Origin of the sequence: Planococcus chinensis (genome assembly GCF_020071995.1) — a bacterium.
Taxonomy (GTDB): domain Bacteria; phylum Bacillota; class Bacilli; order Bacillales_A; family Planococcaceae; genus Planococcus; species Planococcus chinensis_A.
Map to the genome: position 1 here is coordinate 239,706 of NZ_JABWTK010000005.1, position 26,872 is coordinate 266,577.

Here is a 26,872-nt window from a genome sequence, read left to right on the forward strand (position 1 = left end):
CCTTATTTTGTAATCGGGGTGAAATAAAACTCCCCGAGAATTTCTTTTTGTTCAAATTGTCCCGATGGCAATTCTTTTGCAATAAAAGCCGGGAGAGCACTTGGGTCAACTTCATACATCACTTCAATTTCTTTGGCGAAAAGCAGCCCTTCTTGTTTCAGCAAAGCGGATAACGCCTTCGGCTGCTTGGCGTGCAGCTTTTCCTCGCCCAGGACTTTCTGCAAGCCGTCGACATACGCGTCGTACGGCCGGCCGCCGACCAGTTTGACGCCTTTGTTGTCTTCGTTGACCAGGATGATCGTCGGAAACCCTCTGGCACCTAAACTTCTTGCCAAGCTGAAGTCTTCCGACAGCAGCTGGTGGCCGGCGGGTTCATGTGCCCGTTGGATGATTGCCTGGCCATCGAGCCCCATGCCATTGACGATTTCGATCAGGACCGCATCTTCTGAGATGTTCCGGTTGAATGCGAACAGGGCTTCTCTCGCACGGCGCAGGTATTCATTCGCTTTGGCGTCTGTAAATTGTTCCTGGATCACTTTAAAGACACGGGACGGGGGATAAGACGACTGGACCGGATTGTCGACCATCAGAGATCCGTCAATCGGCATCCGGGAATGTTCGCCGACTTCGCGCCAGTGCGGTGCCACGTCTGCGGGTTTGTAGATGCCGTTCGCCGGGTCGATCGGGCCGTCATGCCATTTTTCCAGCAAGCCGCCCATCACGGTCTGGAACTTGAAATAGTGGCCGTACTGTTCCGTGAAGCGGCGGAGCACCGGTTCGATGGCCCAGCAATGCGAACAGATCGGGTCTGTCACGTAATAAAGCGTAATTGTCTTTTTCGGCTGGCTGAAATCAATCAGCCCCATTTCCTCTTCGTCAGCGGGACCGCAAACGCCTGTTTCCAGGTCGCATACAAAATTCGGTTTGTTTGTCATGTCGTTTTCCTCTTTTCTGTGGATTTATAAGCTAGCTTGTTTGCTTTACACCCAAATTCTAAGCCATAATGAAAAGCAACAACACCAATAGTTTCCGGGATGTGTCGCTTATCCGACACTCCGGAGATATTGTCGGAAAAGGAGTGGCGAACATGGTGCAAGTGAAAACGGATCCCCGGGTTGTCCGCACCCGGAAGCTGATCATGGATTCGTTCATCAAGCTGTCGGAAAGCAAGGAGTTTCGGGACATCACGGTCAAAGACATCACAACGGAAGCCATGATCAACCGGGCAACGTTCTATTATCATTTTGAAGACATCTACGATTTGCTGGAAAAAGCCTTGTCGGAAGTGCTGCTGATCAATTTGAATTCAGCGGAATACGAACACAAGAAATTGGACGAAGACGTGTTCAACCACTTGTTCAAAGCTGTCACCGATTTTCAGCAGTCGCTGTCTAACCGCTGCCACCGGGGCTACGAAGATACGATTGCCCAAATCATCCGGGACCAGCTCGAAGTGGTTTTCAATAAAATGCTGAAAGCGCAATACGGACCGGAAAAAGAAGAGACGCTCAAAACCACGGCGGTCATGCTGAGCTGGGGGCTTTACGGCGCATCGCTTGAATGGAAGCGGAACGGAACAGTGGCGCCAGAGGAATTCCTCAAAACGGCGACGCCGTTTCTGCTGCACGGCCTTCAATTTGATCTGCAGAAATAGCGTCCCGCAAAAAGCGGCAGAACAGCATTCCGTTGAATAAAGCGCATAAAAGAAGGCACACTCAAGTGAAAATGAGTGTGCCTTTGGTGTTTTTAGTATTTGTAAGACTGGCCGCCGTCAATCGGAATAACAGAAGCGTTGATGAACTTCGCTGCGTCCGATAGCAGGAATGCCACCAGGTTGCCGACTTCTTCCGGCTTGCCGAAGCGCTTCATAGGGTTGACACTGACAAATTCTTTGCCGGCTGCTTCCCAATCGTCGCCTGCCATTTGTTTCAACGAACCTTCAACCATTGGCGTCATGATGGCGCCGGGTGCGATGGCGTTGATGCTGACGCCGAACTGGCCGTATTCGATGCCTGAGTTGCGGGTTAAGCCGACAACGCCGTGTTTGCTTGCTGCGTAGCCGGACTGGTTGCCGACGCCGCGGATGCCGCCGACCGATGCAGTGTTGACGATCGAGCCGTAGCCTTGTTCTTTCATCACTTTCAATACGTGCCGCATGCCGTAGAAGACGCCGTTCAAGTTGACGCTGACCACTTTTTCAAACTCATCCGAAGCATAGTCTTCCGTCAGGTTCTGTTTGCCTTCGATGCCCGCGTTGTTGAAGAAGCCGTCGATCTTGCCAAACTTGTCCATCGTGAATTGAACGTAGTTTTTCACTTCTTCTTCATTGGTTACGTTCGCTTCAACGATTTCCACTTGAGCTTCCGGAGCTGCCGCCAAAATTTCGTTCCGGCTTTCTTCCAGGCCTTTCGTGCTCATGTCGACGAGCACAAGTTTGCCGCCTTGTTTGGCGATGGAAAGGGCAGCGGCGCGTCCGAGTCCGGAGCCGCCTCCTGTGATGACAACCACTTTGTCTGTGTAATTAATCATGCAATATCTCTCCTTTTTTATGGGTATGCTAAACTGGATTTATGTTTCACACTCAGTGTAAGCCTTTGCAGAAAAGGGTTCAATCAGTAAAAAAATCGAAAATGTTGAGTAATTCGACAGTTTGGCGTGAAGTGTCGATTCTGGAGGAAAAAATATATGGCAGATAAGAAAGAAAACCTATCACCGCAGGTGGAACGGACAAAGCATCATTTCAAACAGGCGTTCACCGAACTGATCAATGAAAAAGGATTCAACCATGTATCGGTGACGGATATTGTGCAGCGTGCCCAGTATAACCGGGCGACGTTTTACCTCTACTATTTGGATAAACCGGACATTACAGAAGAATTGAGAAGTGAGATGTTCCGGCAAATCAAACAGACCAGCAAAGACCGCTACATTCCCGGAAAAGAAGTGGCCACCGAGTCCATGAACGAGGATTCGTTCGCGCTGGTGACGTTCATCTATGACAATCGCTCTTTCTTCAATCTTTATTTGAAAGAGGACACCATCCCGGGCTTGTACCAGGATTTGCCTCGCGCGATTTTTGAACTGTTTGATGAGCAGTTCACTTTTACTCCTGTAGGCGACCATGACATCAATTCCCCGGCGTTTAAGCTGTACATGGCCCATGGCACGGCTGGACTCATCTTGGACTGGGCGAAAAACGGCTACCAGAAGTCGCCAAGAGAAGTGTCGAGAGAACTGATCGGGATTTTGCAGGCGATTGCTGTCGGGTTTCGGGTGGAGTAAAGAATTCCTAAAAGAGGAGCTTGTTTATGGAAATCAACTATGTCGAAGAAAGCGACCTGTTACGGTGCACGGATGTGTTTATCGAAGTCTTCAATAGAGAGCCTTGGAACGACGAGTGGGAACCGGAAAAAGCAAAACAGTATCTTCTTGATTTTTACCATACGCCTGGCTTTCTAGGGTTAGTGGCTCAAGAAGGCGAAGAGGTAATCGGTTTTCTTTTCGGCGTCCACCGCGTCTGGTGGAGCGGCGATGAATTCTTTGTCCATGAAATGTGTGTAAATAGCAATTTGCAGAACAAAGGAATCGGCAAGGCCCTGATGGACCGGCTGCTGGAAGAACTGGAGGCGCGTTCAATCACCCATCTTTCGCTGCTCACCGACCGGGGGATACCGGCTGAAGTATTTTACAAGAAAAATGGGTTTACGGAAGTCGAGCGTCTTGTGTTTTTAAGCAGAGGCGTCAATTAAATAGCAAGAAGTTCATGATTCAGAAGAAACCGCACCCGCTATTGTTACATGAGCGGGTGTGGTTTTTGTGTCTTTCAAAGCAGCAGCCTTAAAACCGGCCGCTGCTTTTTCTTGTTTTCAATCGGTAGTAAAATGAATAAGGGTCTTCTGCGAGTGAAATCCTCGTTTTCCTAAACGGCCGTTTTAGATTATAGTAAGAACATCCTTTTAAAAGATAGCACTGCAAATGCAGAACGAGGTGAGCAGTTACGGTTTCTTCGCGTTTTAAATTAAGCACCATTATTATATTTTTTGTCTGTTTGGTTGTGTTAGTGTCTTTGCTGGTGACGAGTCTTCTGGTTTCAAATGCCACAAGCGATAATATAGAGGAACAGTTAGAAGGAAAAGCGGTCAACGTTTCAAGGGTGGTAGCTCATTCGCAAGTAGTCCAAAACGGATTGCAGAATGAAGCAATGGAAGAAAGAATCCAGGAGTATACGCTGAACATCCAGCAAGCTACAGATGTTCTCTTTGTTGTTGTGATGAACATGGAAGGCATACGGAAATCGCATCCGAATTCCGAAAGGATCGGAAATCCTTTTGTCGGCGGCGATGAAAAGCGGGTGCTCCAAGGCGAGGAGTATACCTCTAGATCGGAAGGGACGCTCGGAGAATCCATCCGGTCGTTCACCCCAATTTTTGATGGCCAGCAAAATCAGATTGGTGCGGTAGCGGTAGGAATTTCGCTGGAGGAAGTGGAAGCGTCAATCCAGCAAAATCAATGGCAAATTCTCATCGGTTCAAGTATTGGCCTGCTGTTTGGGACCATTGGGGCTTTCTGGCTGGCACGTTACATCAAGAGGAGTTTGTTCGGGTTAGAACCGTATGCGATTGCCCGCATCCATGAGGAACGGAATCAGATGCTGCATTCTGCCCATGAAGGGATTATCGCCATTGATAAGGATTCCAAAGTCGTACTGGTCAATAAATCAGCCAGGCGAATTTTGCAAAAAGCGGGTCTTTTGGAAAAAGAGCCGACTGGCATGGCTATCAATGAAGTTTTGCCAGGGTTTATGCTGGACCACATATTAGATAAAGGAAAACCGGTTTTGGATGAGGAGCAGAATCTCAATGGAGTTTCCATCATTTCAAACCGCGTGCCGCTCGTTGTGAATGACGAAGTGATCGGAGCAATTGCAACATTCCGGGACAAGACAGAAATGAATCAGCTGGCGGAAGAACTGACCGGTGTAGAGATGTATGCAGAAACTTTGCGGGCACAATCCCATGAGTTTATGAACCAGCTCCACGTGCTGCTTGGCATGATCAAATTGAAGGAATACAATCAGGTCGAAAACTTTATCGCGAAGTTGGCCGATCACCAAGTGCATGAAGTCGGAAGTATTACGCGCCATGTCATGGATCCGGTCTTTGCGGGCTTTATCATCGGGAAAATCAGCTATGCAAGAGAAGCCCACGTCGATTTAGCGGTCAGCTGTGAAACCGAAATCCCACAGCCGGCAGATTCAGCTGTGACACATGAACTGATTACGATTGCCGGAAATATAATTGATAACGCCATTGAAAATGTCATGGGCAAAGCGCAAAAAAACATCCGTGTAACGTTCTCGTATATTGATGAATTGCTGACGATGACGGTAGCAGATATGGGGACCGGCATTCCGGAAGAGATGCAGGAAGCCATTTTTACAAAAGGTGTTTCATCTAAAGAAGGAGAACGCCGGGGATACGGGCTTTACTTGGTGAAAAATAGTGTAGAGAAGTTTGAAGGGTCTATTGAAGTCTTTTCTGAATTAGATAAAGGGACGACGTTTGTAATCATTATTCCTTACGAAGCAGGAGGTGGCAGCGATGATTAAAGTAATGATTGTGGAAGACGATCCGATGGTAGCCCAGTTGAACCGTCAATACGTGGAGCAGGTGAATGGTTTCCACATCAGTGGTATGGCAGCGAGTGCCAATCAAGCGATAGACCTGCTGGCAACTAAAGAAATCGATTTGGTTTTACTCGATATACATATGCCGGGACTGAACGGAATCGATTTTCTAAGATGGATGCGTGGGCAGAAGCAGGAACTCGACGTGATTTTGATAACGGCGGCTTCTGAAATCACACAAATCCAGCGGGCTTTGAGGCTGGGGGCAGTTGATTATTTGATAAAACCGTTTGAATTCAGCCGCTTTCAAGAAGCGTTGACGCAGTATCAAACCAATTATTATAAGCTTCGTGATAAAAAACAGATTACCCAACAGGAACTCGATCATTTGCTTCATAGAAAGAATACGGTTGGAGCGGTGCCGGCAAATTTGCCGGCTTTGCCAAAAGGGCTGACAAAAAACACACTCCATACCATCAATGAAGTGATCCGGTTAAATGAGATGAAGACTTTTTCAACGGACGAACTTGCGAAAGCAGTCAATATCTCCAGGGTGTCCGTGCGGAAATATTTGAAGTTTTTATCTGAAATTGATTATTTAGAAGAAGACTTGATTTACGGAGTTGGCAGACCCATTTATCAATATCGCCTCAATAAGGAAGGCTCACAACAACTTGATTCCTATTTATGAAAAGCAGCCATTGCGGCTGCTTTTTTTAATTACAATAAGTTCAATAGTTTTATAAAGTATAAGCTGTCTGAAAGTTTGGCTAACATAAAGGATAATAACTGAAAGCGCTTACGAAATTGAAAGCGGAAAGAGACATAAGACGGGGTGGTCAAAAGTGGAAAAAACGAACCAACAAGCACCAACAGATGTGCCTGAGAAAAAGAACAGAGGAAGGTTTTCGATTTTTAATATACCGATTCTCTGGTTTGTTATTTTTGCCGCTGTTGCAATTTACGCGATGTATACAGAAAATCTGCCTGCCGGTATGATTGGCGGCTTGTTGATCATGATGGTGCTTGGAGAATTACTTGGCTGGCTCGGCAATCATACGCCGATTGTCCGTACTTTTTTAGGGGGCGGTGCCATCGTTGCAATTTTTGGAGCGGCATATCTGGTTTATAGTGGGCTGATGCCGGAAAGCACGAGCACGCTCATTTCAGAGTTTATGAAAGACAGCGATTTCTTGAATTTCTATATTGCCGCTTTGATTACCGGCAGTATTTTGGGTATGGAGTCGAAAATTTTAGTAAAAGCAGGAGTCCGCTATGCGTTGCCGCTGCTTGCTGCCGTTGCTGGTGCGGTACTCTTGGCAGCTTTGGTGGGAATGATTCTTGGGTTTAGTGTACAGGAAGCTGTGCTTGTCATTGCGATGCCGATTATGGGCGGCGGAATGGGGGCAGGTGCTGTGCCGATGTCCCAAGTCTATTCTGAAATGCTTGGCAATGACCCGGGGTATTACTTGTCGATTCTTGTTCCGGCTTTAGCGCTCGGCAACGTATTTGCAATTATTATTGCCAGTGTTTTAAACATGATTGGCAATAAGTATCCGAATTTGACCGGTAATGGGCAATTGATTAGAAATTTCCATTATGAGAAAAAAGAAACAACCCGGTATGATTTGTCTAAGATGGGAATTGGGGTTCTGGCAGCTGTATCGTTTTATATTTTAGGCAATATTTTAGGTGATTTTATACCATTGCACCCTTATGCCATCATGATTATATTGGTCGCAGTTCTAAAAGTAGCCAATGTAATGCCGGAAATTATCATTGAAGGCGCGAGCCAGTGGTATGAATTCGTAGCGCGAAATTGGACCAATGCGCTCTTGATCGGTATTGGAGTCGCGTATACGGACTTGGAAGCGGTCCTGAATGCGTTAAGTGTCGAATATGTCGTCATTGTTCTGGCAGTCGTAATTGGAGCAGTGATTGGTTCTGGAATCATCGGAAAATTTATGGGCTTTTATCCAATCGAAGCTGCTATCACCGCCGGTCTTTGCATGGCGAATATGGGTGGAACGGGTGATGTAGCCGTTCTGTCTGCTGCAAGAAGAATGGAATTGATGCCTTTTGCGCAAATTTCTTCCCGTCTCGGCGGCGCGTTGATCTTGCTGTTGGCTAGTTTGTTTATTCCGTTTTTCATTTGATAGAAGAAATCCGCTGACAGCATTGCTGGCTATAGAATTTTATAACCGGAGCCACGCCACACCTCAGCAGTCGAGGTGTGGCTTTTTTCGGGTTCAGCACGGAATAAACCTGAATGGAATTTCCAATTTGGGATGTATGGAGTTAGCGGTCAGCTCAAAGGGACTATATATCGTAAAAGTGATATAGATTTATTCGTTCTTGGACTGAAATTAAATTAAAGGAACTCTGTGTATTCAAGACGAAAGTAAAGGTCATACACCTTTTGAATAATTCAAGAAAAATAACCGAAAGGGGGCAGTTGAATTGAAGACGGCTTTCGGAGAGCTCCTAGTAGAAGTGAAGAGTGCGAAGGGAGAAGAGATAGAAGCGGATATACGTTGTATAGAAAAAAAGCCGGATTCGCGCTTCCCAGTAGACGGGCGGCTATTAATTGAAATTACCGTGTCTCCTGAACGAGTAGCCAAACTCACTTTCAGCTGCCGGTTCCATACGGCATTTGAAATTATGGGAAGCGATATCGAGACTGGCGAGCATTTGGAGTTGAAAAGCTGGTACCATGACAAGTTGAAATGGAGCATCGGCACTGTAGACCGGGAATGGCTGGCTGCAGTCCATCAGGTAACTATGGAGAAAATCGATTACCTGGAAGATGGCCTCAGCGCAACTCTCTTAGGTATTCCTGCTAATGAATCTTTCATACTGCCTTTTGCAGTTGCTTGGAAAACCATGAAAGACCCGGAAGCCGAAGATCACTATACGTGGTTTATGGCAAGTCCGGTAGAGATGTATCGGCCGCGTACTGAAACATAAAATGTACGCTGGAGACATTATCCATGATTTGATGGAACTTTTATCCAATTGATTCGTATGAAAGGAAATGGGATAGGAGGTGCGGAATGTGAATATTTTCATCATCTGGTTTTTGGTGATTCTTGGCATAGGTATGCTTAGGTTTTTTTTGAAAAAGCGATTTGCCATTGACCGGGAAGAACAAGCCGGGATACTGGTAAGGCGATTTGAACGCTGGAGCGGGACAGTGATGGTGTCGGTGGTTATCTTGCTGATTCTATTTTCCGAAAAGCCGCCTGAACAATTATTCTCCTGGATTTTTTTCATTTTTCTGGCTGTGAATGCAGGCCAGGTATTCTTGGAATGGAAATATTTGAAGAAGTCGCGAAAATACCAGATGTCGATCGTCTACTTTGCTGTTACGGCCTTGGCTCTGTTTATCTTTATCGCGACCGTCAGTTGGCAGATTGGATAAAAAGTTTTCTTAGAATGAGTATGTCAGGAGGGCGATTATGAACATCGGAATCATCGGGACAGGCAATATTGCATCGTATTTACTGGAACAGATAAACCGCAAGCAACTGGCTAACGGAAGAGTCGCAGCCATTTTTGGGCGCAACCAGGAAGTGGGGCAGCGTCTTAGCGAAGAATTTGAAGCCGATTTTTACACCAATCTGAAAAGCTTTTTAGACTTGCCGCTCGATATTGTGGTGGAAGCAGCGACGGTGGAAGCGGCCGGCATCTATGTGAAAGATGTAGTCGCAAGCAAGAAAGACCTCGTTGTCAGCAGCATTGGGGTCTTTAAAAATACCGCTTTTCTGGAAGAACTGACGGCTTTGGCGGAGTCCAGTGGCACACAAATTTTCTTGCCGTCGGGAGCGATTGGCGGACTGGACGTCTTGCAGTCGGCAAAAGCGGCCGGCGGCTTGGACCGGGTCCAGATCACGACACGGAAGTCTCCTGCATCACTCGGCATCGAAGCGGACGAAGCGCGCGTAATCTTCGACGGTTCGGCGTTTGAAGCTGTCGGGAAATTCCCGAAGAACATTAACGTCGCCCTGGTGCTCGCGATTGCCGGGATCGGCGTCGAGAAAACAAAAGTGCGTATCATCGTCGATCCGGACATCGAACAGAATTCCCACACCATCGAAGCGGAAGGGGAATTTGGCCGGATGCAGCTGCAAGTTGAAAACAATCCGATGCCGAGCAATCCGAAGACGAGCCTGCTCGCTGCCTTGAGCATTCTGAGCGTGCTGCAGAATAAAGACCGGGCGCTTCGGATCGGGAATTGAGTTCTTATTTAAGGGATGGACGATCCACTTTTGGTGAATATGTTAATCTTAATATACTTGGTGAATAGCAGGCCGGCTTTCTTTGGAAAGCCGGCTTTTATGGGCTGAAATTACTTAGTAGGCCGAAGTATATGGGGATCCCTGTATCTTTTGGTATAAAATTTTTTAGCTCTTACGTCCTCTAACATTACTTAAGAACTGAAAATTCTAAATATATTTACTATTATTTCTTTTATTGCTAAGCTATTTTTGGTAAAACTAATCAAACTTATGGGGAGTGGATGTTTTTGAAGAGAAGATGGGCGAGTACGGTAGGAGTTTTGAGTTTATGTACAGCGTTGGCGATGCCGGTTTATGCGGCTGAACCCGCCGCAAAAACGACGGAGCATCACCATGACAACAGCATTTCCGGATTTATCGATTATCAGGAACTGCAAAAAAGCTTGAAGCAAATCGCGGCCTCCAGTAAAGGCGTCGTCCAAGTGGATGTAGCCGGGCAATCCCATGAAGGGCGGGATATTTATACCGCGCGGGTAGGCAATGGAGACAAGGTCCTTCTTGTTCAAAGTGAAATTCACGGGAATGAGAAAACGGGCACTGTAGCGATTCTTAACCTCTTGAAAACCTTATCGAACAACTCAAAACAATCCCAGCAAATCCGGGAAGAAGTGACGATCGTGTTCATGCCGATGATGAATCCGGATGCTTCGGAAGCGGATAAGCGCCGCAATAGCCTGACATGGAGCGAAGTTGTGGAAAGCTATCCACAATTGGCAGGCGCTAAGCCTTCATGGAACTACCTGGACCGCGGCATCAGCCAAAGCTACGATTACGGTGCAAATCCTGGATTTGATGTAAACCGTGACTTCAACCCGGATCTTGACTACGTGCCGGAAGCGCAGGACTTCCCGGGTGCTTCAAATCAGCCGGGCTGGTTCATCACTCCGGAATCGCAAACTTCACGTGATGTCTATAAATCCCTGCAGGCTGAATTTGGCAACGTGGACGTCTTTATCGACTTGCACCACCAGGGCCTTTACTACGTAGACGGCACTGCGGACCCTGTCACGCTTTCCTTGTCGGCTCAATTTGTGCCGGACCCATCTACTCCTGAGGGAGCGAAATACGCAGAGTTTGCGGACGGATACAACTATGATTTCTCGCGCCAATTGAACTTGCTGGCGTATAACGAACTGCAGTCCTTCGGCAACTCAAAGTTCACGAACATTTCGCTTTATTCGCAAGGGCTCGACCTTCCCGGAACAGCGCTTGGCACGTATGCCTTGAATGGCAGCGGAACGGTTCTCTTTGAAGTCCGAGGACAGACGCAAAGTTTGGGACAAAAAGAAAAAGGGCAATTGGTCAAATCAGTTGAACGCGGCCTTTCTGGCATCATCGAAGGCGTAGCTGACGGTTCCGTTGAGCAATTGGATCCGGAAGCTTACGAGGACATTCCGCTTACAGCTTCCCGCCCGGCATTTTAATCCTGAAGCAAATTGAATGCCGAAGATCTGGACGATGAATAGCCTACTAATGAAACACCTGCAATTCCTATGCTGGAATTGCAGGTGTATTTGTTTAGCCTTCCATCTGCAGGTTAATTCAGTTTCGGGAAGGGTATAAGAGTTAAAAAAATCAAACAGGAGGTACTAATGAAAAAGACAATCAGATTTGCGCTGTTTCTGCTGCTTTTACTGATACTCGCAGCTTGCGGAAGACCAAGTGATGAAGGCACGTCAACAACGGATGGAGAAGGAGAAGAAAGCTACACCATCCGCGTGGCTTACTTGGTGCCCGAAGAACATTCCGCCCATGTCCAATCGCTGAAGTTCAAAGAAAAGCTCGAAAAGGAATCGGATGGACGGCTGAAGGTCGAGCTGTATCCGAATGGCCAGCTTTATGGCTCGGACCGTGAAGCAATTGAAGCGGTACAGTTGGGAAATTTGGAAATGACCATTCCTGCAGTAGCGCCGCTCGCTTCATTCAATGAGAAGTTCCTGGTTTTCGATTTGCCGTTTTTATTCAATGATTATGATGCGGCTTACAGCGCGCTCGACGGGGATTTAGGCGAGGAGCTATTGGATAGCTTGGAAGAAAACGATTTAAAAGGGCTGGCATTCGGCGAAAACGGATTCCGCCATGTGTCGAATAACGAAGGGCCGATTGAATCTCCGGAAGACATGGAAGGGATGAAGCTGCGGACATTGGAAAATCCGCTCCATACGGATACGTTCAAGGCGTTTGGCGCAAATGCTTCGCCGTTTGCCTTCGGCGAATTGTATACAGCTTTGCAGCAAGGGACATATGATGCCATGGACTGTCCGATTTCTCTGTACTACACCAATAAATTCTACGAAGTGCAGGATTATCTGACTTTGACCGGCCATGTGTATGCAGCAGCCATTCTCTTGGCGAACAATGATTTTTACAATAGTTTGCCGGAAGATCTCCAGGAACTGGTCATGGAAGCATCTGACGAATTCAAAGATGAACAGCGGAAACTTGCCCAGCAGCAAGATACTGAATTCCTGGATCAATTGAAAGCGGAGGGCATGCAGGTCAATGATTTGACTGCTGAACAGCGCGATGAATTCCGCGAGGCGGCGCAGCCGGTTTACGAGAAATACGAAAACCAGATTGGAAAGGATTTAATCGACCGTGCCTTGGCGGCGAACGAATAAAATCAACTCTTGGGACACAAAAAGGTGATTTAGCAGGAAAACCACACCCGCCGCGGGTGTGGTTTTTTGCTTGGCTTCAAATGGAAACCGCAAAAAGAGCAGACTTTGGACAATGCATCAGAAGTGGGCTATGCTTAGCACAGTTTAGCTCCCCATTTTGGCGGCGGTGGAGCGGAAGGATGGTTCACATGGCATTTCTGGAAAAACTGAACGCATTGAAAGACAAGACGGTTGAAAAAGGCAAAACCCATTGGGAAGAAAATAAAGACGAGTACAAAGAAAAAGCAGCAACCTACAAAGACAAAGCCATGGTATTGAAAGACGATGTCGCGAATAAGATAAAAGAGAAAACACAAAAATAAAAGCTGAGCTTAGCTGAATGCATACAAAACCTTGAATGTCAGGCACTTGGAAAGTGCCCGGACTTTGAGGTTTTTTCTATGTATAGAGCTAATACAAACGTCTTTTTAACTTAATAAACTGCAAGTATAAAAGTTATACAAAGATTATACATAAAATGTTTCATAATTTTTATAGGAGGGAATAAGGGGTAATATTACGATGAGTCTCGTACATTGTTACTTCTTCAGCAGCGCCTTCTAAATGATACATACCTCTAAGGCCAAGGACCGTTCATTCCGTTTTCCATGCGAATTGCCTGATTTCAGAGAATCCGAATCCACACCCGTTGAAAGGGGGAGCTTTCCATGACTGCTCAAATGCAAGTCCAAGACGACTTTGATTACTGCGAAAATGTCATTAGACGCCACTCGAAAAGTTTTTATTACGCTTTTTCCAAACTTCCTGAGGAAAAAGCCCAGGCGGTTTACGCCATTTACGCCTTTTGCCGGACAGCGGACGATAGTGTGGATGAAACATCTGGGAATGCAGCCCAATTGCGTGAGTTGGAACGGTTAAGCTCAGAACTTGACCGTTTTGCCCATGGTGAGTACATTGACCATCCGCTATGGCGGGCGCTGCGTGTCGTGTTTGATACGTATGACATGGACTTGGAACCATTTTATGACCAGATCAAAGGCCAGCGGATGGACCTCTCGTTTACAGCGCCTCAGACATTGGAGGACGTCGAGACCTACAGTTATTACGTAGCAGGTTCGGTCGGCCGGATGCTGCTGCCGATTATCGCTTCACAATCTAAGGTGGACTGCACCGATGCAGCCGTCAATTTGGGCGTTGCGATGCAATTGACAAATATTTTGAGGGACGTTGGGGAGGATTTCCGCGACAAAGGGCGAATCTATCTTCCTGCAGAAGAACTTAAACAGGTGGGCTATCAGAAAGAGCAATTGGCCCATTCGGAAATCAACGATAGCTTTATCCAGGTTTGGGAGCTGATGGCACAGCGGGCCGAAACTTTATACGATGAATTTATTGAATGCATTTCAAATTTTGATCCCGATAGCCAAATCCCGATTGTTGTTTCTGCACAAGTCTATCGTGAGATTTTAACAAGTGTCCGCCAAAACAACTACGATTGTTTTAAAAAGCGGAATTTCGTAACCAAACAGGAAATGATCCGAATTTTGACGGATTCGGTAAAGTGAAAATTATTGGGGGAAGAAGGTCGGCAGAAGTATGGCGAATGTGAAAAAATCCGTAATCGTGATTGGAGGGGGACTTGGCGGCTTATCGGCAGCTATTTCTCTTGCGCAAAACGGATACAGCGTTTCTTTATATGAAAAGAACGACCATATCGGCGGAAAATTGAACCGCCTGGAACAGGACGGTTTCGGCTTTGACCTCGGCCCGTCCATTTTGACGATGCCGCATATTTTCGACAAATTGTTTCGCGGCAGCGGCAAGCGCATGGAGGATTATGTGCCGATCAAACGGCTCAATCGCGAATGGCGTTCGTTCTTTCCGGACGGCACCGTGCTGGATTTGTTCCACGACCTCCGCTTGATGGAGCGTGCGAATCCGTCGCTTAGCCGCAAAGATATGAAAGAGTATTACGCTTTCTTAAAATACGCCAAGAAAATATACGAGACGACGGAAGACAGTTATCTCGGCGAAGGTTTTGATACCGCACAGGAAGCTGTCGCACAGAACGGCATCATTGCCACTTTGACCGGGTTTGATTTGACTTCTACGGTTTATGAGGCTGTGTCCAAACGGATCTCGAACCCGCATCTGCGCGATATGCTTTCTTATTTCGTCAAATACGTCGGTTCGTCTCCTTACCAGGCGCCGGCTGTTCTCAATATGATGATCTACATGCAGCACGCACAGGGCTGTTGGTACGTGCCGGGTGGCATGCACAAATTGGGCGAAGGCCTGACGCGTTTGGCTAAAGAAGAAGGCGTCCGGATCTATACCGGTCAGGCGGTAGTGCGTGCGCATACAGATAACAAGCGGCAGATCACGGCGATTGAACTCGAAGACGGTTCGATCAAAAAGGCGGATTATTACGTTTCCAATATGGAAGTGATTCCGTTCTATAAAAAAATGGTCGATGCCAAACCGAAGTATGTGCAGAATCTGGAGAAGAAATTCGAACCGGCAAGCTCCGGCCTGGTGCTGCATCTTGGCGTAAACAAAACCTATCCGTTCTTGAACCACCACAACTTCTTCTTCCCGGAAAACCTGGAGGAACAAATGGAAAAAGTGTTCGTGAAGCATGAGCTGCCGGACGATCCGACCATTTATCTCGTCAATACGAATAAAACCGATCCGACCCAGGCGCCGCCGGGGCATGAAAACTTGAAAATCCTGCCGCATATTCCGTATATCCAGGACAATCCGTTTACCCCGGACGATTACTTGAAGTTTGAAGCACGCGTCTATGAAAAGCTGGAACGCATGGGCTTGCACGGATTGCGGGACCATATCGTGACGCGCGACGTCTGGACGCCGCATGATATTGAACGGACGTACGGATCTGACCGCGGTGCGATTTACGGCACCGTGTCCGATAAAAAAGGCAACGGCGGATTCAAGAACAAGAAAGAAAGCGAACTGTACGACAATCTGTATTTTGTCGGCGGCACCGTGAACCCGGGCGGCGGCATGCCGATGGTGACGCTCAGCGGCCAGCAAGTGAGCCAAAAGATTGTGAAGCGCGATTCACTGGTGAAGCGGTAACAGCAAGACGCAATGGCCACGGCAATTATCCAGCTTATAAGGATGGGGAGAGTGTTTGTCATGACATCACCTGCTCGGGAGGACATGCTGAAACGCTTGGAATTTTTCATCGGCCATTGGAACATGGAAGTGATTCATCCGCATCTTGAGCCAAATCCGATTTCTGGCCATACCAGCTTTGATTGGCTGAACGAGAAGTATGTTATCCAGCGCACGCATATCGACAAAGCGGAGTTTCCGGACAATACAATTGTGTACGACTGCAATCCGGATAATGGGCAGTATTTGCTGCATTATTTTGATACGCGCGGCGTGACGCGCTTGTACCAAATGGGCTTGGAGAACCGGCTATGGAGATTGTGGCGGGATGAAGCCGATTTTTCGCCATTTGACTTTTTTCAGCGTTTTACTGGAAATGTAGATGAAACGGGAAACATCATTGATAGCAAATGGGAACAATCAGAGGACGGCGTAGACTGGAAACACGACTTTCAAATCGTCTATCGAAGAGCATAAAAAAAGCGCACTCTGTTTAAAAGAGTGCGCTTTTTTTATGCTTATTTTTCGCTTTTCACCAGAGGGCAAGCCGGATCGCTCGTCCATTCGTTCATCGAGCCGTCGTAGACGGCGACGTTGTGCTGTCCGAGTTTATTCAAAATCAATGCATTCCACGTAGCGGCGATGCCGCCTCCGCAATAAGTGATGACTTTCTTATTGGGATCGAGTGCGCCGGTTTCTTCAAATAATGCGCGCAGCTGCTCGTCGTTATGCAGCGCTTTCGACTCTTCATCGGCATGCAGCCCGAAAAAAATATTCTGGCTGTTCGGAATATGGCCGCTATGGAATTCTTCCGGCGCTAAGCTGTTGATGAGAATGGTTTGTTCATCATCGATCGCTTTTTGGACATCTTCTTTCGATGCCAGCATATCCGTATGGCGCTTTCCTGTGTAATTGGCGTGCGGATAAGCGGCTTCTTCCGTCGACAATTCCCGGCCTTCCGCCTGCCATTTCTGCAAGCCGCCTTCGAGAATGGCAACTTGTTCGAACCCTTCATAGCGCATTTGCCAGGCAAGGCGCGATGCCCAGTAGGAAGCGGCAATCGATTCACCGACAAGCGCATTTTGGTCGTAAATTACCGTGTATGTATCGTCGCCGATTCCAAGCGCCGTCAGTTTTGAAACAAACTCTTTGCGGGATGGCACCATAAAAGGCAGGTCGGAGTCTGCGTCTGATAACTCTCCCACCAGGTCGGCGTAGACCGCTCTAGGGATATGCCCTTCTTCATATGACGTCCGGCCCGACTCGATATTGGGCGGTCCGCCGCCTTCCGGAAATTTCATGAAAACGGTTGCATCAACAACGCGCAATTTTGGGTCATTCAGCCGTTCAGCGAGCCACTCAGTTGTTACGATTAATGGAATGTCGTTCATTTGAATTCCTCCTAAGCCTCATTTCCTTTAACTTTACCCGTTCAGGAAGAAGAGCGTCAAAGTTTATGCACTAAATCCACCACAAATCATAACGAATCGGCTATGCATAAATATCAGTAAAAATAAATGAATCAATTTTCGTTATTTTACCGCTACTCCCTTAGGAAACCGGGATGCTGCTATGTGATAAAAGCCACTAGATTATTTTGAATTTTGCTGTAATATGTATTAAAACTGTATAGAGTAGGGGTTATGGAGAATGAAGAACAGACAAGATGAGATTGAAACACCATTTCTATTGGCCATTGTTCCTTTGATCATCATGATTGCGGTTATGGCTATCACGGTCATTGTATTTGAAGGCAGCCCGCATGTGTCGTTGGCAGTAGGAAGTGTAGTCGCGGCATTTATTGCCTGGCGCCTCGGATACAAATGGCAGGACATCGAAGAAGGGGCTTATAAAGGCATCCGCCTGGCGCTTCCGGCCGTCTTGATCATCATTGTCGTAGGAATGATTATTGCTTCCTGGATCGGTGGAGGCATCATTGCGACAATGATCTACTACGGTCTGCAAATCATTACCCCTTCGTTGTTCCTGGTGACGATCTGCATCATTTGCGGCATTGTGTCGCTTGCCATCGGTAGCTCCTGGTCGACGATGGGGACAATCGGAGTTGCAGGCATGGGAATCGGCATGAGTATGGGCATCCCGGCTGCGATGGTGGCAGGTGCTGTCATTTCCGGTGCGTATTTCGGCGACAAGATGTCGCCGCTGTCGGACACCACGAATATGGCGGCCGGCATTACCGGAACCAATTTGTTCGATCATATTAAGCATATGACCTACACGACTGTTCCAGGATTGATTCTGGCACTGATCGTCTATTTTATCCTTGGCCGCCAGTTCGGCGGAGGGGAAATCGATCAGGCGAACATCCAAAGCATTCTGGCATCGCTCAACAGCAGCTTTGTCATTTCACCGTGGCTCTTGCTTGTGCCGCTGGCGATTGTCGTCATGGTCATGATGAAAGTGCCGGCGCTTCCGGCATTGATTGTGGGCGTCTTTCTTGGGTTTATGTGCCAGATTTTGGTGCAAGGCGGAAACATCGGCGATGCGGTCAACACGCTTCACGATGGATTTGCCATTACTTCCGGCAATGCGATGGTCGATGACCTGTTCAACCGTGGTGGCATCGAGTCGATGATGTTCACGGTTTCCTTGACCATTTTTGCGATGGTCTTCGGCGGGATTCTGGAACATACCGGCATGCTGAAAGCCATTGTGACGCAAATCCTGAAAGTGGCGAAATCGGCAGGCAGTTTGATTGCCGCGACGATTCTGTCGGCGTTCTTTACAAATGCGACAGCTTCGGAACAATACATATCGATTCTGTTGCCGGGCCGGATGTATGCCAAAGCGTATCAAGACAAAGGGCTGCACTCGAAAAACTTGTCGCGTGCGCTGGAAGACGGCGGTACAGTGACGTCGCCGTTTGTTCCGTGGAATACATGCGGCGTCTTTATCCTCGCGACACTTGCGGTTCATCCGTTTGCGTACGCGCCTTATGCGGTATTGAATTACGCGGTGCCGATCATCGGCATCATCATGGCGCTTATCGGATTTAAAGTACAATTATTAACAGAAGACGAAATGAACGAGCTGAAAATCAAGCAAGAGCGGGTTGACCGTGAAAACCAATTGACCGAAGGCGTGTAAAGAAGAATAATTGTAAAACAGCCTCTTCGGCAATTGCCGAAGAGGCTGTTTTTGTTCAGAGAGATAGCTGCGTCCTGCGTACAAATCCTTTATCGGTGTTTTTGGGAGTTTCTATCGAAGTTTTTTAAGTTTTAATCGGTGTTTCTTTGATTTCTATCGCTGTTTTTGAAGTTCTTATCGGCGTTTTTAAACTTTCTATCGAGGTTCGCCTCAATCAGCGATTTTTTAACAGGACAAGTGCCTTGCATTGGCAAAAGTTTTTAAGCAAACCAAGGTTTAAGGAGCAGAACAATGGCTACTAGCTATATTGAAAAAAGAAAGCAGCTCCATCCGGCTTGGGGGATGGAGCTGCTTTGTTTATACAAGCTGATAATACAAGCCGAATTTCGTGTCATACCATAGCAATTTGCCATGCTTGCGTTTCGGGATGCGGGTTTGAAGCGCCCATTCCGGGAATTGCTTGATCAGCTGGATCTGGTCGCCTGTGGCAAAAGCGAGAAACGAGATGTAATGGTCTTTGGTCATGGGATGGTCGCTTGTGATGAACCATTCTTGATCGCTTTCAGTAAGGGAAAGCTTTTCTTCGGCTGTCGCTTTTTTTGCCTCCAAGCGTTCCAGCTTTCTTCCGCAGCATGAAAGGGAGACATCCCCAGTGGCAAGGGCAATATTGTGGCACGCTGGGCAAACAAAATAATTCGATTTTTTCATATTTCCTCCTACAAAATCATTCAGCGGCAATTCGCCGCCTAAAATATTTTCGATGTTAACGCCGAATACGGCAGACAAACTTGGCAATAGCGCAATATCGGGGCAGCCATGGCCGCGTTCCCATTTTGAAATCGTCCGGTCTGAAAGGTTCAGCTGATCGGCCAATTGCTTTTGCGTAAGGCCTTTTTCCTTCCGCAGCCGATAAATTAATTCTCCAACTTTACGAGTATCCATTCTTTTCTCCTCCTGCATATATCCATCATAGGGAATCGAACGAGCCTCCGCAACAAACGCTCCGTGGAGTCCAAGAAGCTCGTTGTTTTCTGTATCTAAATTGACGTTGTTGAGAAAAAGTTAAAATGTGAACACAGAAAGAGTTGGGAATGCCATCTTTACAAACGAGCGGAAACGGCGGATTCTCCGTTACAGCCGAACGCGTTCCGCGGGCTCGCGCCGAACTAACTCGGAACTTTCGTTCCGAGTGGATTTCGGCACTTCGCTATCCCGCTGGAGTCGCCGGCTTCCACTTCGAATCCTAAACGTGAAGCTATCCAAAGGTGTCGCTTTTCTTTTTTGACTAGATAGTTGGTTCGATCGACCCATCGTTCACTTTCTAATCAAAGAGAGACGCCTCAACCGGTCCCGTTGAATTAATACATGTGTATTTATTTCATTTAAACTTTGTCTACAGTCTGCCGCATCTCTAAAGATACGGCTTTTAATGCTAAACTCATCCGGAAGTTTTATGCCTTCGGCAAAACAAGTTTCCGGTATAGATAGACAGTGAAGAAATAGTAGCCGCCGTAAATAGCTAGAAAAATCAGCAAGGATACCCACAGACGGTAATACGGGTCATTCATGACAAATGTGAAAATTCTCATGCCGACTAGTACGTGCAGCAGACCTAAAACAGCCGGGAACAAAAAGACGATCAAGATTTCTTTGGATAAAGAAGCGGACAATCGCTCTTGGCACACACCGAGTTTCCGGAGGCTGTCGTAGCGCCGGATATCGTTGCCTGCACCGGACAGGATTTTGAACATCAGAATGCTCGCAAGCATCGTGAGAAAGGCAAGTCCTAAGAAAAAGCCCATAAAGAAAGTGCCGCTGGCAAAAGCGTATTGACGTTTAAACTGGGCATACTTGCTGGGCAGTTCATCGACCGCCGGGTCAAAGCCGACCGGCAATTGTTCAAATGCAGAAAGCTGCAGGCGGTCGAGCTCTTGCCATTCTGGGACGTAATTTTGGAATTTATCGGTCCGGGCAAGGACGATGGAGATTTCTTCGCCGCCTGTTTTTTCAAAGGTTTCAAGCGGGACGATTCTCGCCGTCCGGGTAGTGGCGAAAGCGGGATTGATTGTTTCAAGCGCGGTCATCCATTCATCTGGGAGAATCGAGTAGCCGGCCTCATCGATTTCCAGCTTTTCAGGAAGCGGAGTCGGACGCTTTTGTTGATAGTCGATCCAGTCCACAATGAGCGGTGGGGCTGCAAGAAGCTCTTCTTCCGCATAATAGATGAATTGGTCGTTCATTTTGAAATGGTAGCTGAGCTCTTCGGCCAAAGGAAGGCTTTTCAAAATCTCTTCTTCGGCAGTGCCGGGATTATAAAGTGTGGCATCGTACAAACGCTCTTCATCGATGAATGTGACGGCATTGTTTTTGAATGCAAAGCCGCCGGCAATGGCGCCGGCTGACAAAGCGATTAGCATGGCAATTGTCGCAAGCACCCATTTTAGGTCATTGAGCCGGAAACTGAGCTGGGACAAGGTAAAGGCATTGATGCCTTTTAAATTAGCCCGGTTTCTGCTTTTCCATTTGCGGATGATGACAGGCAAAAGCGAGCAGAACAGCAGGTAGGTGCCAAGCGTCGTCATGACAGGTGCTGCGAACAGCCCCACAAACCGCAGGATTTCCATAAAGAAGAGTGACGCATAGCCGATGGAAAGAAAGGCGAAGCCCAGAAGGATGGGCAGCCAAGCCGCCTTCTTTGGCTTTTCAGGAATAAAATCATTTTGCACAGCTGCCTGCAGCAAGTTGATAATGGAAGCTTTCGCCAGCTTGGCACTGTTAATAGCAGAAGCGACAAGAGACGCAAGCAGGAAATATGCAACGGTCCAGAAAACAGCCGACAAGTAGACGGCTTTGAATTCGGTGAATTCGACGTTTAATTGATTCATCAAAAGCACTGAAACCATCCGGGAAAAGGCAATGCCGAGAACGAAGCCGGCTGCCAGCGCAAAAGCCGTAAGGGTCAAGGTTTCAATCAGAAAGACACGCTTCAGCTGATGCTTTTTAGCGCCAATCAGCTCATACAGGCCGAATTCCTTTTTCCGGAGCGACAGCAGGAATGAGTTGGTGTAAAACAAATAGAAGAAGGTAATGATGGACAACAAAGCTGCGCCAACTGCGAATACCAATTGAATATGGTTGATGACGGAGTTCTGGGTGATGAATTCCTTGTTCAAGGCCATCGTCAAAAACATGTAAAACACGGCAACGGAAATAATCATTCCCGTAAACAAAATCAAATAATCCCGGCGGTTGCGCTGCAAGCCGTTCAGTGCCAATTTCCAGATCATCTGCGGCCACCTGCCACAAGCTCACGGTCCATGCCGCCAAGCACTTCCAGGATGTCCCGGTAGAATTGTTCGCGTGTGCCGGTGGAATGGAGCTCCTGTGCGATGGCCCCGTCTTTGATGAACAACAGGCGGCTGCAGTGGCTTGCGCTGAGCGGATCATGGGTCACCATCAAAATGGAGGCGTTCTGGTCACGGTTCAACTCGGTTAACGTATTCAATAATGCCGCAGCGTTTTTCGAATCCAGGGCACCGGTCGGTTCGTCGGCAAGAAGGAGAGCCGGATTGTGGACAAGCGCACGGGCAATAGCGGTCCGCTGTTTCTGGCCGCCTGACAGCTCCGCAGGGTATTTCTCCAATATGTCATGGATGCCAAGCAGCCCCGCCACTTGCCGGACGGTTGCCTGGATTTTCGATACAGCTATGTGCTGGAGCGAAAGCGGCAGCGCAATGTTTTCAAAGGTGTTCATCGTTTCCAATAAATTAAAATCCTGATAAATGAAGCCGAGCTGCCGGGAACGGAAATCAGACAACCCGTTTTCATCCATCGCAGACAGCGAGACGCCGTTAATGGTGATGTCGCCTTCAGTTGCCGGATCGAGTGTCGCAATCATGTTCAAAAGCGTAGTTTTGCCGGAACCGGATGGCCCCATGATGCCGATGAATTCACCTTCTTTCATGGAAAAAGACAGATTGCGGATAGCGGTGTACGTGCTGGCCCCTTTTTTGCCGTAAGTTTTCGTAACATTGGCTGCGCTTAAGATCGTGTTCATGTTTATTCCTCCAGTCAGTGGGATGGCTTTAAGCATAAAGGGAAAACATGAAGAATTAGTGAGGGGAAATATGAAGGATTTCTTAAGAAAAATGTGGAATTTACGCATTTCCAACAGGCTTTTTCCATTTGTTCAAAGTTCTAAAAGCCACTTGCCCAAAATAGATGATATGATGTTTAAATGACAAAAGATCAGGCAGAAATACTCGATGCGAGATTTCTATAGTTTTACAGAACAGGTGAGATGAAATGGTATTAGCAAAAGCAGATACATACAGAACTTCCCTAAGAATGACAAAGACTGCAACGGAAAAGATGAGAGGGTTCGGCATCAGCGAACGCTCGGTTTTCCAGGCAGACGGCGCATTTAACGTCTTTATCGAGAGGTATCCCTCTAATCCGGATGCCTCTCTTTCGGTTGCGCTGATTTTCGGGAAAGCGGAGAACAGCCGATTGACGGAGAAAGAGCTTGATGGGCTCGTCGTCTTCCACTGCGTCGTGGCGAACCATCAGATGCTCGTGACGAATGTGACGCTCCGAAAAGCATACGGTGCGCTCGGGACGAACTGGCAGCGCGAAGAGTCGATCCGTTTTGACAACTCCCGTGATCCGGCTCCGGTAGCGCTCCTCAATTTGATCAACCGCATGACGCCGGCGAAGGAAAAATCCGAATACGTGAAAAAGCGGATTTCGAGCTGGGAAGGCTATTTGAAAATCCAGGAGCGCGGCATGGACATTCCCGATATCAAAACGGGCTATTCGAAACTGGCGTTCAGCCACGATTTCAGCCGCATCACCTTGACCGGCTGCCAAATGAAAGACGCGGAGTGGAAAGGGCTGAAGAATTTAAGTGTGCGTTTGGCCGGCATCGACGGCGACGTTGGAACGGTTCTTAAGGCATCAAACCGGATCGTCGAAATCGAACTTCAAAACTATGTCGTCAAACAGCTGCGCGACAAAGAACATTCACTGCCGAAAAAAGAAGTCGTCTTCAGCAATTTCGCAGCGCTCAGCCAAATTAGACGGCTGCGCCAAGGTTTTACGAATCTGGAAAAAGGCCATGCGGTGAACCCGAACCTCGACCGGCTGCTGTTTGAAGAAAAACCGCCGGTGAAGCCGGTCAACCCGATTGGAAAGCTGCCGTTCCACAACCGGCTGAATGAGTTCCAGCAGCGGGCAGTCACCGGTGCGGTTGCAGCGGAAGATTTGTACGTCATCCAAGGGCCTCCCGGAACCGGAAAGACGACCGTCATTGCGGAGATCTGCCTGCAGAATGCCAGAAAAGGATTGAAGACGCTCGTTGCCTCGCAATCAAACTTGGCAGTGGATAATGCGCTCGGTCGCTTGTTGGCGAATAAAGACATCCGCATCCTGCGCGTCGGCCGGACCGAAAGCATCGAAGAAGAAGGCAAAAAGTTTATCGAAGAAAACGTCGGCCAGTATTGGAAAGACAATACCTTAAAAGAAATCACTGCCCAGTACGAAATGCGCAAAAACCGCGAGCCGGAACTGGAACGGGAACTCACAGCTACTGAACAGGCTTACGAAGGCTTGCAGCCGGTTTTTGAAAGCCTGGCGCAAGCGGTGGAAACGAAAAAAGCCGCGCAAGGCAAACACCGCGTACTTGAAAAGCTGTTGGCTGAAGAACAGGACAAACTGGCGGCGTTTGAGCTCGCGAAGCAAAAAGCCGTGCAGGAGCAGCTGGAAACCGAACAAAAACTGCAGAAGCTAGAAGAATCCATCCTCAGCCATCAAGCTTTGGTGGAAAGCAAGAACCTGCAGTGGTTCCAAGAGGAGCAAAAGCGGATTTCACACGGGATCGAGCAGCTCCAACATGCCTTGCTATTGCGAAAACTCGAAGAAGAATTGGCTGTTAAAAAGCGGGACATCGCCGCTATTTTAGACAAGCGCGAGCAAGTGACCACAGTGATCGATGAGAAGAAGGCCTTGGTGGTAAATACGGAACGTGTGAAAAAAGTGGACGGCTTGATGCAGGTGATGGCCGAGCAAAAGATCGAAGAAACGCCGGCCATCACATTTGGCATCAATAAACTCGAAGTGATCCGTGAAAAAATCAACGAATTTGAAAAGCTGCGCGTCTACAACGAGCAGTTTGCGGCAGCCATTTCTTATGTAGAGCCTTTGCTGACAAGTGCCCATGTGCAGGTGGCTGAACTGAAAGAACAAGCTTTGGCGAGACCCGAATCGTTTACGTCTAGCGACATGGATTTCTTTTTGGAGCGCTTGAGAACCGTGCTGAAAAGTACGCGGCGGGATGAGCCGGGCGTATTGGAAAAAGCGCTCACCGGTTTGTACAAACGGCAAAACAGTTTATGGAGAAGAGGCGCGAAGTTGAAGTCGGCGGAAGCGTATATCGAAGACTCGAAGCGGGCGTTCCAAGGCGTGAAAAAAGCGGTGTGCGACGAGCTTGTTAAACAACAGGCGCATTATTTGGAGCTCGACCGGAAATGGCAGGCGGACCTGGAACGGAAGCAGCAAGAGCTTGAAGCGCTGGAACAGCAATGTGAAGAAATCGCCATTGCTATCGACATTCCTTCCGATATTGAAGGGGCTATCCGTGAACGAAAAGCTGAACAGGCCGCTCTCCGAGAAGACCGAGCAGCTTATGAACAGGCAGAGAAACAGATCGCCCAACTTGAAACAGAACGTGCAGCGGGAACGACTGTTTTGGAAAAACAAAAAGCCAGAACGGCAGAAATCCAGTCGGAAATGGAAACGGTACAAGAAAGTCTCTTGGTGAAAGAACAAGAACGGGCTGCCTTGCTGGAAATTCTCACAACTCATCCCGAAAAAGAATACGAAGAAACGGCGAAAAAGATCGCGAGCCTGTCATTTGATCTGGAATCGCTCAAGCAGGAAAAGAAAAACCTTCCTTTGATGCAGACAATCCAGAAGAAATGGCTCGATTTATTGAAAGACGCAAACGATCACGACTTGGACGAAATCCGCAAATTGTATATCAAGCACGCCAACGTGATCGGGACGACGTGTGTCGCTTCGGCGCGCAAAGATTTCATCGACAACTATCCCGAGTTTGACGTCGTCATCATCGACGAAGTGTCGAAAGCGACGCCGCCGGAGCTGCTGCTACCGATGCTAAAAGGCAAGAAAATCATCCTTGTCGGCGACCATCACCAATTGCCGCCACTGCTCGGAAACGACACGCTAGAAGAAACGCTTGAGGAAATGATCAAGGAAAACAGCGGCTTTGAAGAAAAGCGGGAACTTGAGAAACTGTTGGAAGAGTCCTTGTTTGAGCGCCTGTATAAAAACCTGCCGGAAGCAAACAAGACGATGCTTGCTATCCAGTACCGGATGCATGCGGACATTATGGAAACGATCACGCCGTTCTACAAAGGCGAGAACAAGCAATTGCAATGCGGGCTCCTCGATTCTGACCGGGAACGCGATCATTTACTGGAATCGAACACCGTGAAACGCAGCAACCACTTGATGTGGCTCGATGTGCCGAACGAACCGGCGTATTTTGAAGAACGCATGAGCGGCGGGAAAAGTTTGTATAATCCAGCCGAACTGCGTGAAATCAGCGCGCTGCTGGTGGAAATGAACAATGCTGTGGCAGAAGCGAAAGCAGCCGGGCGTATTGCCGCAGATGAACTGAAAAGCGTCGGCGTCATTTCGTTCTACGGCGAGCAGGTCAAACGCCTGCAGCGCATGATCGACCAGGAACTGCGCTTGCCGCATTTGACGATCCGGACGGGAACCGTCGACCGCTTCCAGGGAAGCGAAATGGAAGTCATCCTGCTCAGTATGGTGCGCAACAACGGGAACAGCCACGGCGACATCGGCTTTGCAAAAGACTACCGCCGCCTGAACGTAGCATTGTCGCGCGCCAAGCAATTGCTGGTGCTGGTCGGCAGTTCGTCTATGTTTACGCAGCGTGCGAAAAAGAACGAAACGAAACAAATGTACCGGCATGTACTCGAAACCGTAAAACGGAAAAACGGCTTGAAGCTGGTGCAGGGAAGCAGGGGTTGAAC

22 protein-coding genes and 1 pseudogene are annotated in these 26,872 nt (G+C 47.9%); 17 read left to right on the plus strand and 6 right to left on the minus strand.

Going from position 1 to position 26,872, the window contains the following annotated elements:
* Positions 1-2: 2 nt before the first annotated feature.
* Positions 3-935 (minus strand): DsbA family protein, encoded by a 933-nt coding sequence (locus HU147_RS10380; protein ID WP_224076157.1) that lies wholly within the window; start codon positions 933-935, stop codon positions 3-5.
* Positions 936-1,087: 152 nt separating this feature from the next.
* Between HU147_RS10380 and HU147_RS10385 the strand changes: the two genes are divergently transcribed.
* On the plus strand, positions 1,088-1,654 hold the full coding sequence (locus HU147_RS10385) for a TetR/AcrR family transcriptional regulator (protein WP_220629127.1): 567 nt from the start codon (positions 1,088-1,090) through the stop codon (positions 1,652-1,654).
* A gap of 92 nt (positions 1,655-1,746) precedes the next feature.
* Here the strand turns inward: HU147_RS10385 and HU147_RS10390 are convergent, their stop codons facing one another.
* Entirely contained in the window at positions 1,747-2,529 is a 783-nt protein-coding gene (locus HU147_RS10390; protein ID WP_053167449.1) for an SDR family oxidoreductase, read from the minus strand.
* 156 nt (positions 2,530-2,685) lie between these two features.
* On the opposite strand from HU147_RS10390, the gene HU147_RS10395 reads away from it, so the two are divergent.
* The 14 genes and pseudogenes from HU147_RS10395 (at position 2,686) to HU147_RS10460 (ending at position 16,163) form a co-directional block, all read left to right on the plus strand.
* Positions 2,686-3,282, plus strand: coding sequence for a TetR/AcrR family transcriptional regulator (locus tag HU147_RS10395; protein WP_036802532.1), 597 nt, complete (start codon positions 2,686-2,688; stop codon positions 3,280-3,282).
* Between the two features lie 26 nt (positions 3,283-3,308).
* On the plus strand, positions 3,309-3,749 hold the full coding sequence (locus tag HU147_RS10400) for a GNAT family N-acetyltransferase (RefSeq protein WP_036802534.1): 441 nt from the start codon (positions 3,309-3,311) through the stop codon (positions 3,747-3,749).
* Between the two features lie 272 nt (positions 3,750-4,021).
* A pseudogene (gene dcuS, locus HU147_RS10405) lies at positions 4,022-5,608 on the plus strand (DcuS/MalK family sensor histidine kinase); the annotation flags it as partial.
* Positions 5,601-6,317, plus strand: coding sequence for a response regulator (locus tag HU147_RS10410; RefSeq protein ID WP_224076158.1), 717 nt, complete (start codon positions 5,601-5,603; stop codon positions 6,315-6,317). The pseudogene dcuS and the gene HU147_RS10410, both read left to right, overlap by 8 nt.
* Before the next feature lie 154 nt (positions 6,318-6,471).
* Positions 6,472-7,782 (plus strand): 2-hydroxycarboxylate transporter family protein, encoded by a 1,311-nt coding sequence (locus tag HU147_RS10415; protein WP_224076159.1) that lies wholly within the window; start codon positions 6,472-6,474, stop codon positions 7,780-7,782.
* Between the two features lie 304 nt (positions 7,783-8,086).
* Positions 8,087-8,593 (plus strand): hypothetical protein, encoded by a 507-nt coding sequence (locus tag HU147_RS10420; protein WP_224076160.1) that lies wholly within the window; start codon positions 8,087-8,089, stop codon positions 8,591-8,593.
* Positions 8,594-8,681: 88 nt separating this feature from the next.
* On the plus strand, positions 8,682-9,047 hold the full coding sequence (locus HU147_RS10425; RefSeq protein WP_224076161.1) for a DUF4181 domain-containing protein: 366 nt from the start codon (positions 8,682-8,684) through the stop codon (positions 9,045-9,047).
* Positions 9,048-9,084: 37 nt separating this feature from the next.
* On the plus strand, positions 9,085-9,864 hold the full coding sequence (nadX, locus tag HU147_RS10430; protein WP_224076162.1) for an aspartate dehydrogenase: 780 nt from the start codon (positions 9,085-9,087) through the stop codon (positions 9,862-9,864).
* Positions 9,865-10,145: 281 nt separating this feature from the next.
* Positions 10,146-11,348, plus strand: a complete 1,203-nt coding sequence (locus tag HU147_RS10435) for a M14 family zinc carboxypeptidase (protein WP_440137296.1) — start codon at positions 10,146-10,148, stop codon at positions 11,346-11,348.
* A 168-nt stretch (positions 11,349-11,516) separates the two neighbouring features.
* Entirely contained in the window at positions 11,517-12,545 is a 1,029-nt protein-coding gene (locus HU147_RS10440) for a TRAP transporter substrate-binding protein (protein WP_224076164.1), read from the plus strand.
* Between the two features lie 188 nt (positions 12,546-12,733).
* Positions 12,734-12,907, plus strand: coding sequence for a hypothetical protein (locus HU147_RS10445; RefSeq protein ID WP_224076165.1), 174 nt, complete (start codon positions 12,734-12,736; stop codon positions 12,905-12,907).
* A 345-nt stretch (positions 12,908-13,252) separates the two neighbouring features.
* Positions 13,253-14,110 carry a phytoene/squalene synthase family protein gene (locus HU147_RS10450; protein WP_224076166.1) on the plus strand — a complete coding sequence of 286 codons (858 nt, stop codon included), beginning with the start codon at positions 13,253-13,255 and terminating at the stop codon, positions 14,108-14,110.
* 31 nt (positions 14,111-14,141) lie between these two features.
* Entirely contained in the window at positions 14,142-15,647 is a 1,506-nt protein-coding gene (locus HU147_RS10455) for a phytoene desaturase family protein (protein WP_224076167.1), read from the plus strand.
* A gap of 60 nt (positions 15,648-15,707) precedes the next feature.
* Positions 15,708-16,163, plus strand: coding sequence for a hypothetical protein (locus HU147_RS10460; protein ID WP_224076168.1), 456 nt, complete (start codon positions 15,708-15,710; stop codon positions 16,161-16,163).
* Positions 16,164-16,204: 41 nt separating this feature from the next.
* Here the strand turns inward: HU147_RS10460 and HU147_RS10465 are convergent, their stop codons facing one another.
* Positions 16,205-17,077, minus strand: coding sequence for a sulfurtransferase (locus tag HU147_RS10465; protein WP_224076169.1), 873 nt, complete (start codon positions 17,075-17,077; stop codon positions 16,205-16,207).
* Between the two features lie 259 nt (positions 17,078-17,336).
* Here HU147_RS10465 and nhaC point away from each other — a divergent pair, with 259 nt between their 5' ends.
* Complete coding sequence (gene nhaC / locus HU147_RS10470; protein ID WP_224076170.1) at positions 17,337-18,794, plus strand: Na+/H+ antiporter NhaC; 1,458 nt, start codon at positions 17,337-17,339, stop codon at positions 18,792-18,794.
* Between the two features lie 357 nt (positions 18,795-19,151).
* Here the strand turns inward: nhaC and HU147_RS10475 are convergent, their stop codons facing one another.
* The 3 genes from HU147_RS10475 to HU147_RS10485 all read right to left on the minus strand — a co-directional run bounded on the left by HU147_RS10475 (position 19,152) and on the right by HU147_RS10485 (position 22,851).
* Positions 19,152-19,736: a helix-turn-helix domain-containing protein gene (locus HU147_RS10475; protein WP_224076171.1), complete on the minus strand. Its 585-nt coding sequence runs from the start codon at positions 19,734-19,736 to the stop codon at positions 19,152-19,154.
* A 509-nt stretch (positions 19,737-20,245) separates the two neighbouring features.
* Positions 20,246-22,081 carry an FtsX-like permease family protein gene (locus HU147_RS10480; protein WP_224076172.1) on the minus strand — a complete coding sequence of 612 codons (1,836 nt, stop codon included), beginning with the start codon at positions 22,079-22,081 and terminating at the stop codon, positions 20,246-20,248.
* Positions 22,078-22,851, minus strand: coding sequence for an ABC transporter ATP-binding protein (locus tag HU147_RS10485; protein ID WP_224076173.1), 774 nt, complete (start codon positions 22,849-22,851; stop codon positions 22,078-22,080). The genes HU147_RS10480 and HU147_RS10485 overlap by 4 nt, the downstream gene beginning before the upstream one ends.
* A 290-nt stretch (positions 22,852-23,141) precedes the next feature.
* Between HU147_RS10485 and HU147_RS10490 the strand changes: the two genes are divergently transcribed.
* Entirely contained in the window at positions 23,142-26,870 is a 3,729-nt protein-coding gene (locus tag HU147_RS10490; protein WP_224076174.1) for a DEAD/DEAH box helicase, read from the plus strand.
* Positions 26,871-26,872 lie beyond the last annotated feature (2 nt).

What these genes read in the sequence shown, in the direction of transcription:
- HU147_RS10400 (WP_036802534.1), top strand. Translation starts at nt 3,309, where the DNA reads ATGGAAATCAACTATGTCGAAGAAAGCGACCTGTTACGGTGCACGGAT.
- HU147_RS10410 (WP_224076158.1), top strand. Translation starts at nt 5,601, where the DNA reads ATGATTAAAGTAATGATTGTGGAAGACGATCCGATGGTAGCCCAGTTG.
- HU147_RS10445 (WP_224076165.1), top strand. Translation starts at nt 12,734, where the DNA reads ATGGCATTTCTGGAAAAACTGAACGCATTGAAAGACAAGACGGTTGAA.
- HU147_RS10465 (WP_224076169.1), bottom strand. Translation starts at nt 17,077, where the DNA reads ATGAACGACATTCCATTAATCGTAACAACTGAGTGGCTCGCTGAACGG.
- HU147_RS10435 (WP_440137296.1), top strand. Translation starts at nt 10,146, where the DNA reads ATGTTTTTGAAGAGAAGATGGGCGAGTACGGTAGGAGTTTTGAGTTTA.
- HU147_RS10395 (WP_036802532.1), top strand. Translation starts at nt 2,686, where the DNA reads ATGGCAGATAAGAAAGAAAACCTATCACCGCAGGTGGAACGGACAAAG.
- HU147_RS10440 (WP_224076164.1), top strand. Translation starts at nt 11,517, where the DNA reads ATGAAAAAGACAATCAGATTTGCGCTGTTTCTGCTGCTTTTACTGATA.
- HU147_RS10390 (WP_053167449.1), bottom strand. Translation starts at nt 2,529, where the DNA reads ATGATTAATTACACAGACAAAGTGGTTGTCATCACAGGAGGCGGCTCC.
- HU147_RS10475 (WP_224076171.1), bottom strand. Translation starts at nt 19,736, where the DNA reads ATGGATACTCGTAAAGTTGGAGAATTAATTTATCGGCTGCGGAAGGAA.
- HU147_RS10480 (WP_224076172.1), bottom strand. Translation starts at nt 22,081, where the DNA reads ATGATCTGGAAATTGGCACTGAACGGCTTGCAGCGCAACCGCCGGGAT.
- HU147_RS10385 (WP_220629127.1), top strand. Translation starts at nt 1,088, where the DNA reads ATGGTGCAAGTGAAAACGGATCCCCGGGTTGTCCGCACCCGGAAGCTG.
- HU147_RS10460 (WP_224076168.1), top strand. Translation starts at nt 15,708, where the DNA reads ATGACATCACCTGCTCGGGAGGACATGCTGAAACGCTTGGAATTTTTC.
- HU147_RS10450 (WP_224076166.1), top strand. Translation starts at nt 13,253, where the DNA reads ATGACTGCTCAAATGCAAGTCCAAGACGACTTTGATTACTGCGAAAAT.
- HU147_RS10455 (WP_224076167.1), top strand. Translation starts at nt 14,142, where the DNA reads ATGGCGAATGTGAAAAAATCCGTAATCGTGATTGGAGGGGGACTTGGC.
- HU147_RS10380 (WP_224076157.1), bottom strand. Translation starts at nt 935, where the DNA reads ATGACAAACAAACCGAATTTTGTATGCGACCTGGAAACAGGCGTTTGC.
- HU147_RS10485 (WP_224076173.1), bottom strand. Translation starts at nt 22,851, where the DNA reads ATGAACACGATCTTAAGCGCAGCCAATGTTACGAAAACTTACGGCAAA.
- HU147_RS10490 (WP_224076174.1), top strand. Translation starts at nt 23,142, where the DNA reads ATGACAAAGACTGCAACGGAAAAGATGAGAGGGTTCGGCATCAGCGAA.
- nadX (WP_224076162.1), top strand. Translation starts at nt 9,085, where the DNA reads ATGAACATCGGAATCATCGGGACAGGCAATATTGCATCGTATTTACTG.
- nhaC (WP_224076170.1), top strand. Translation starts at nt 17,337, where the DNA reads ATGAAGAACAGACAAGATGAGATTGAAACACCATTTCTATTGGCCATT.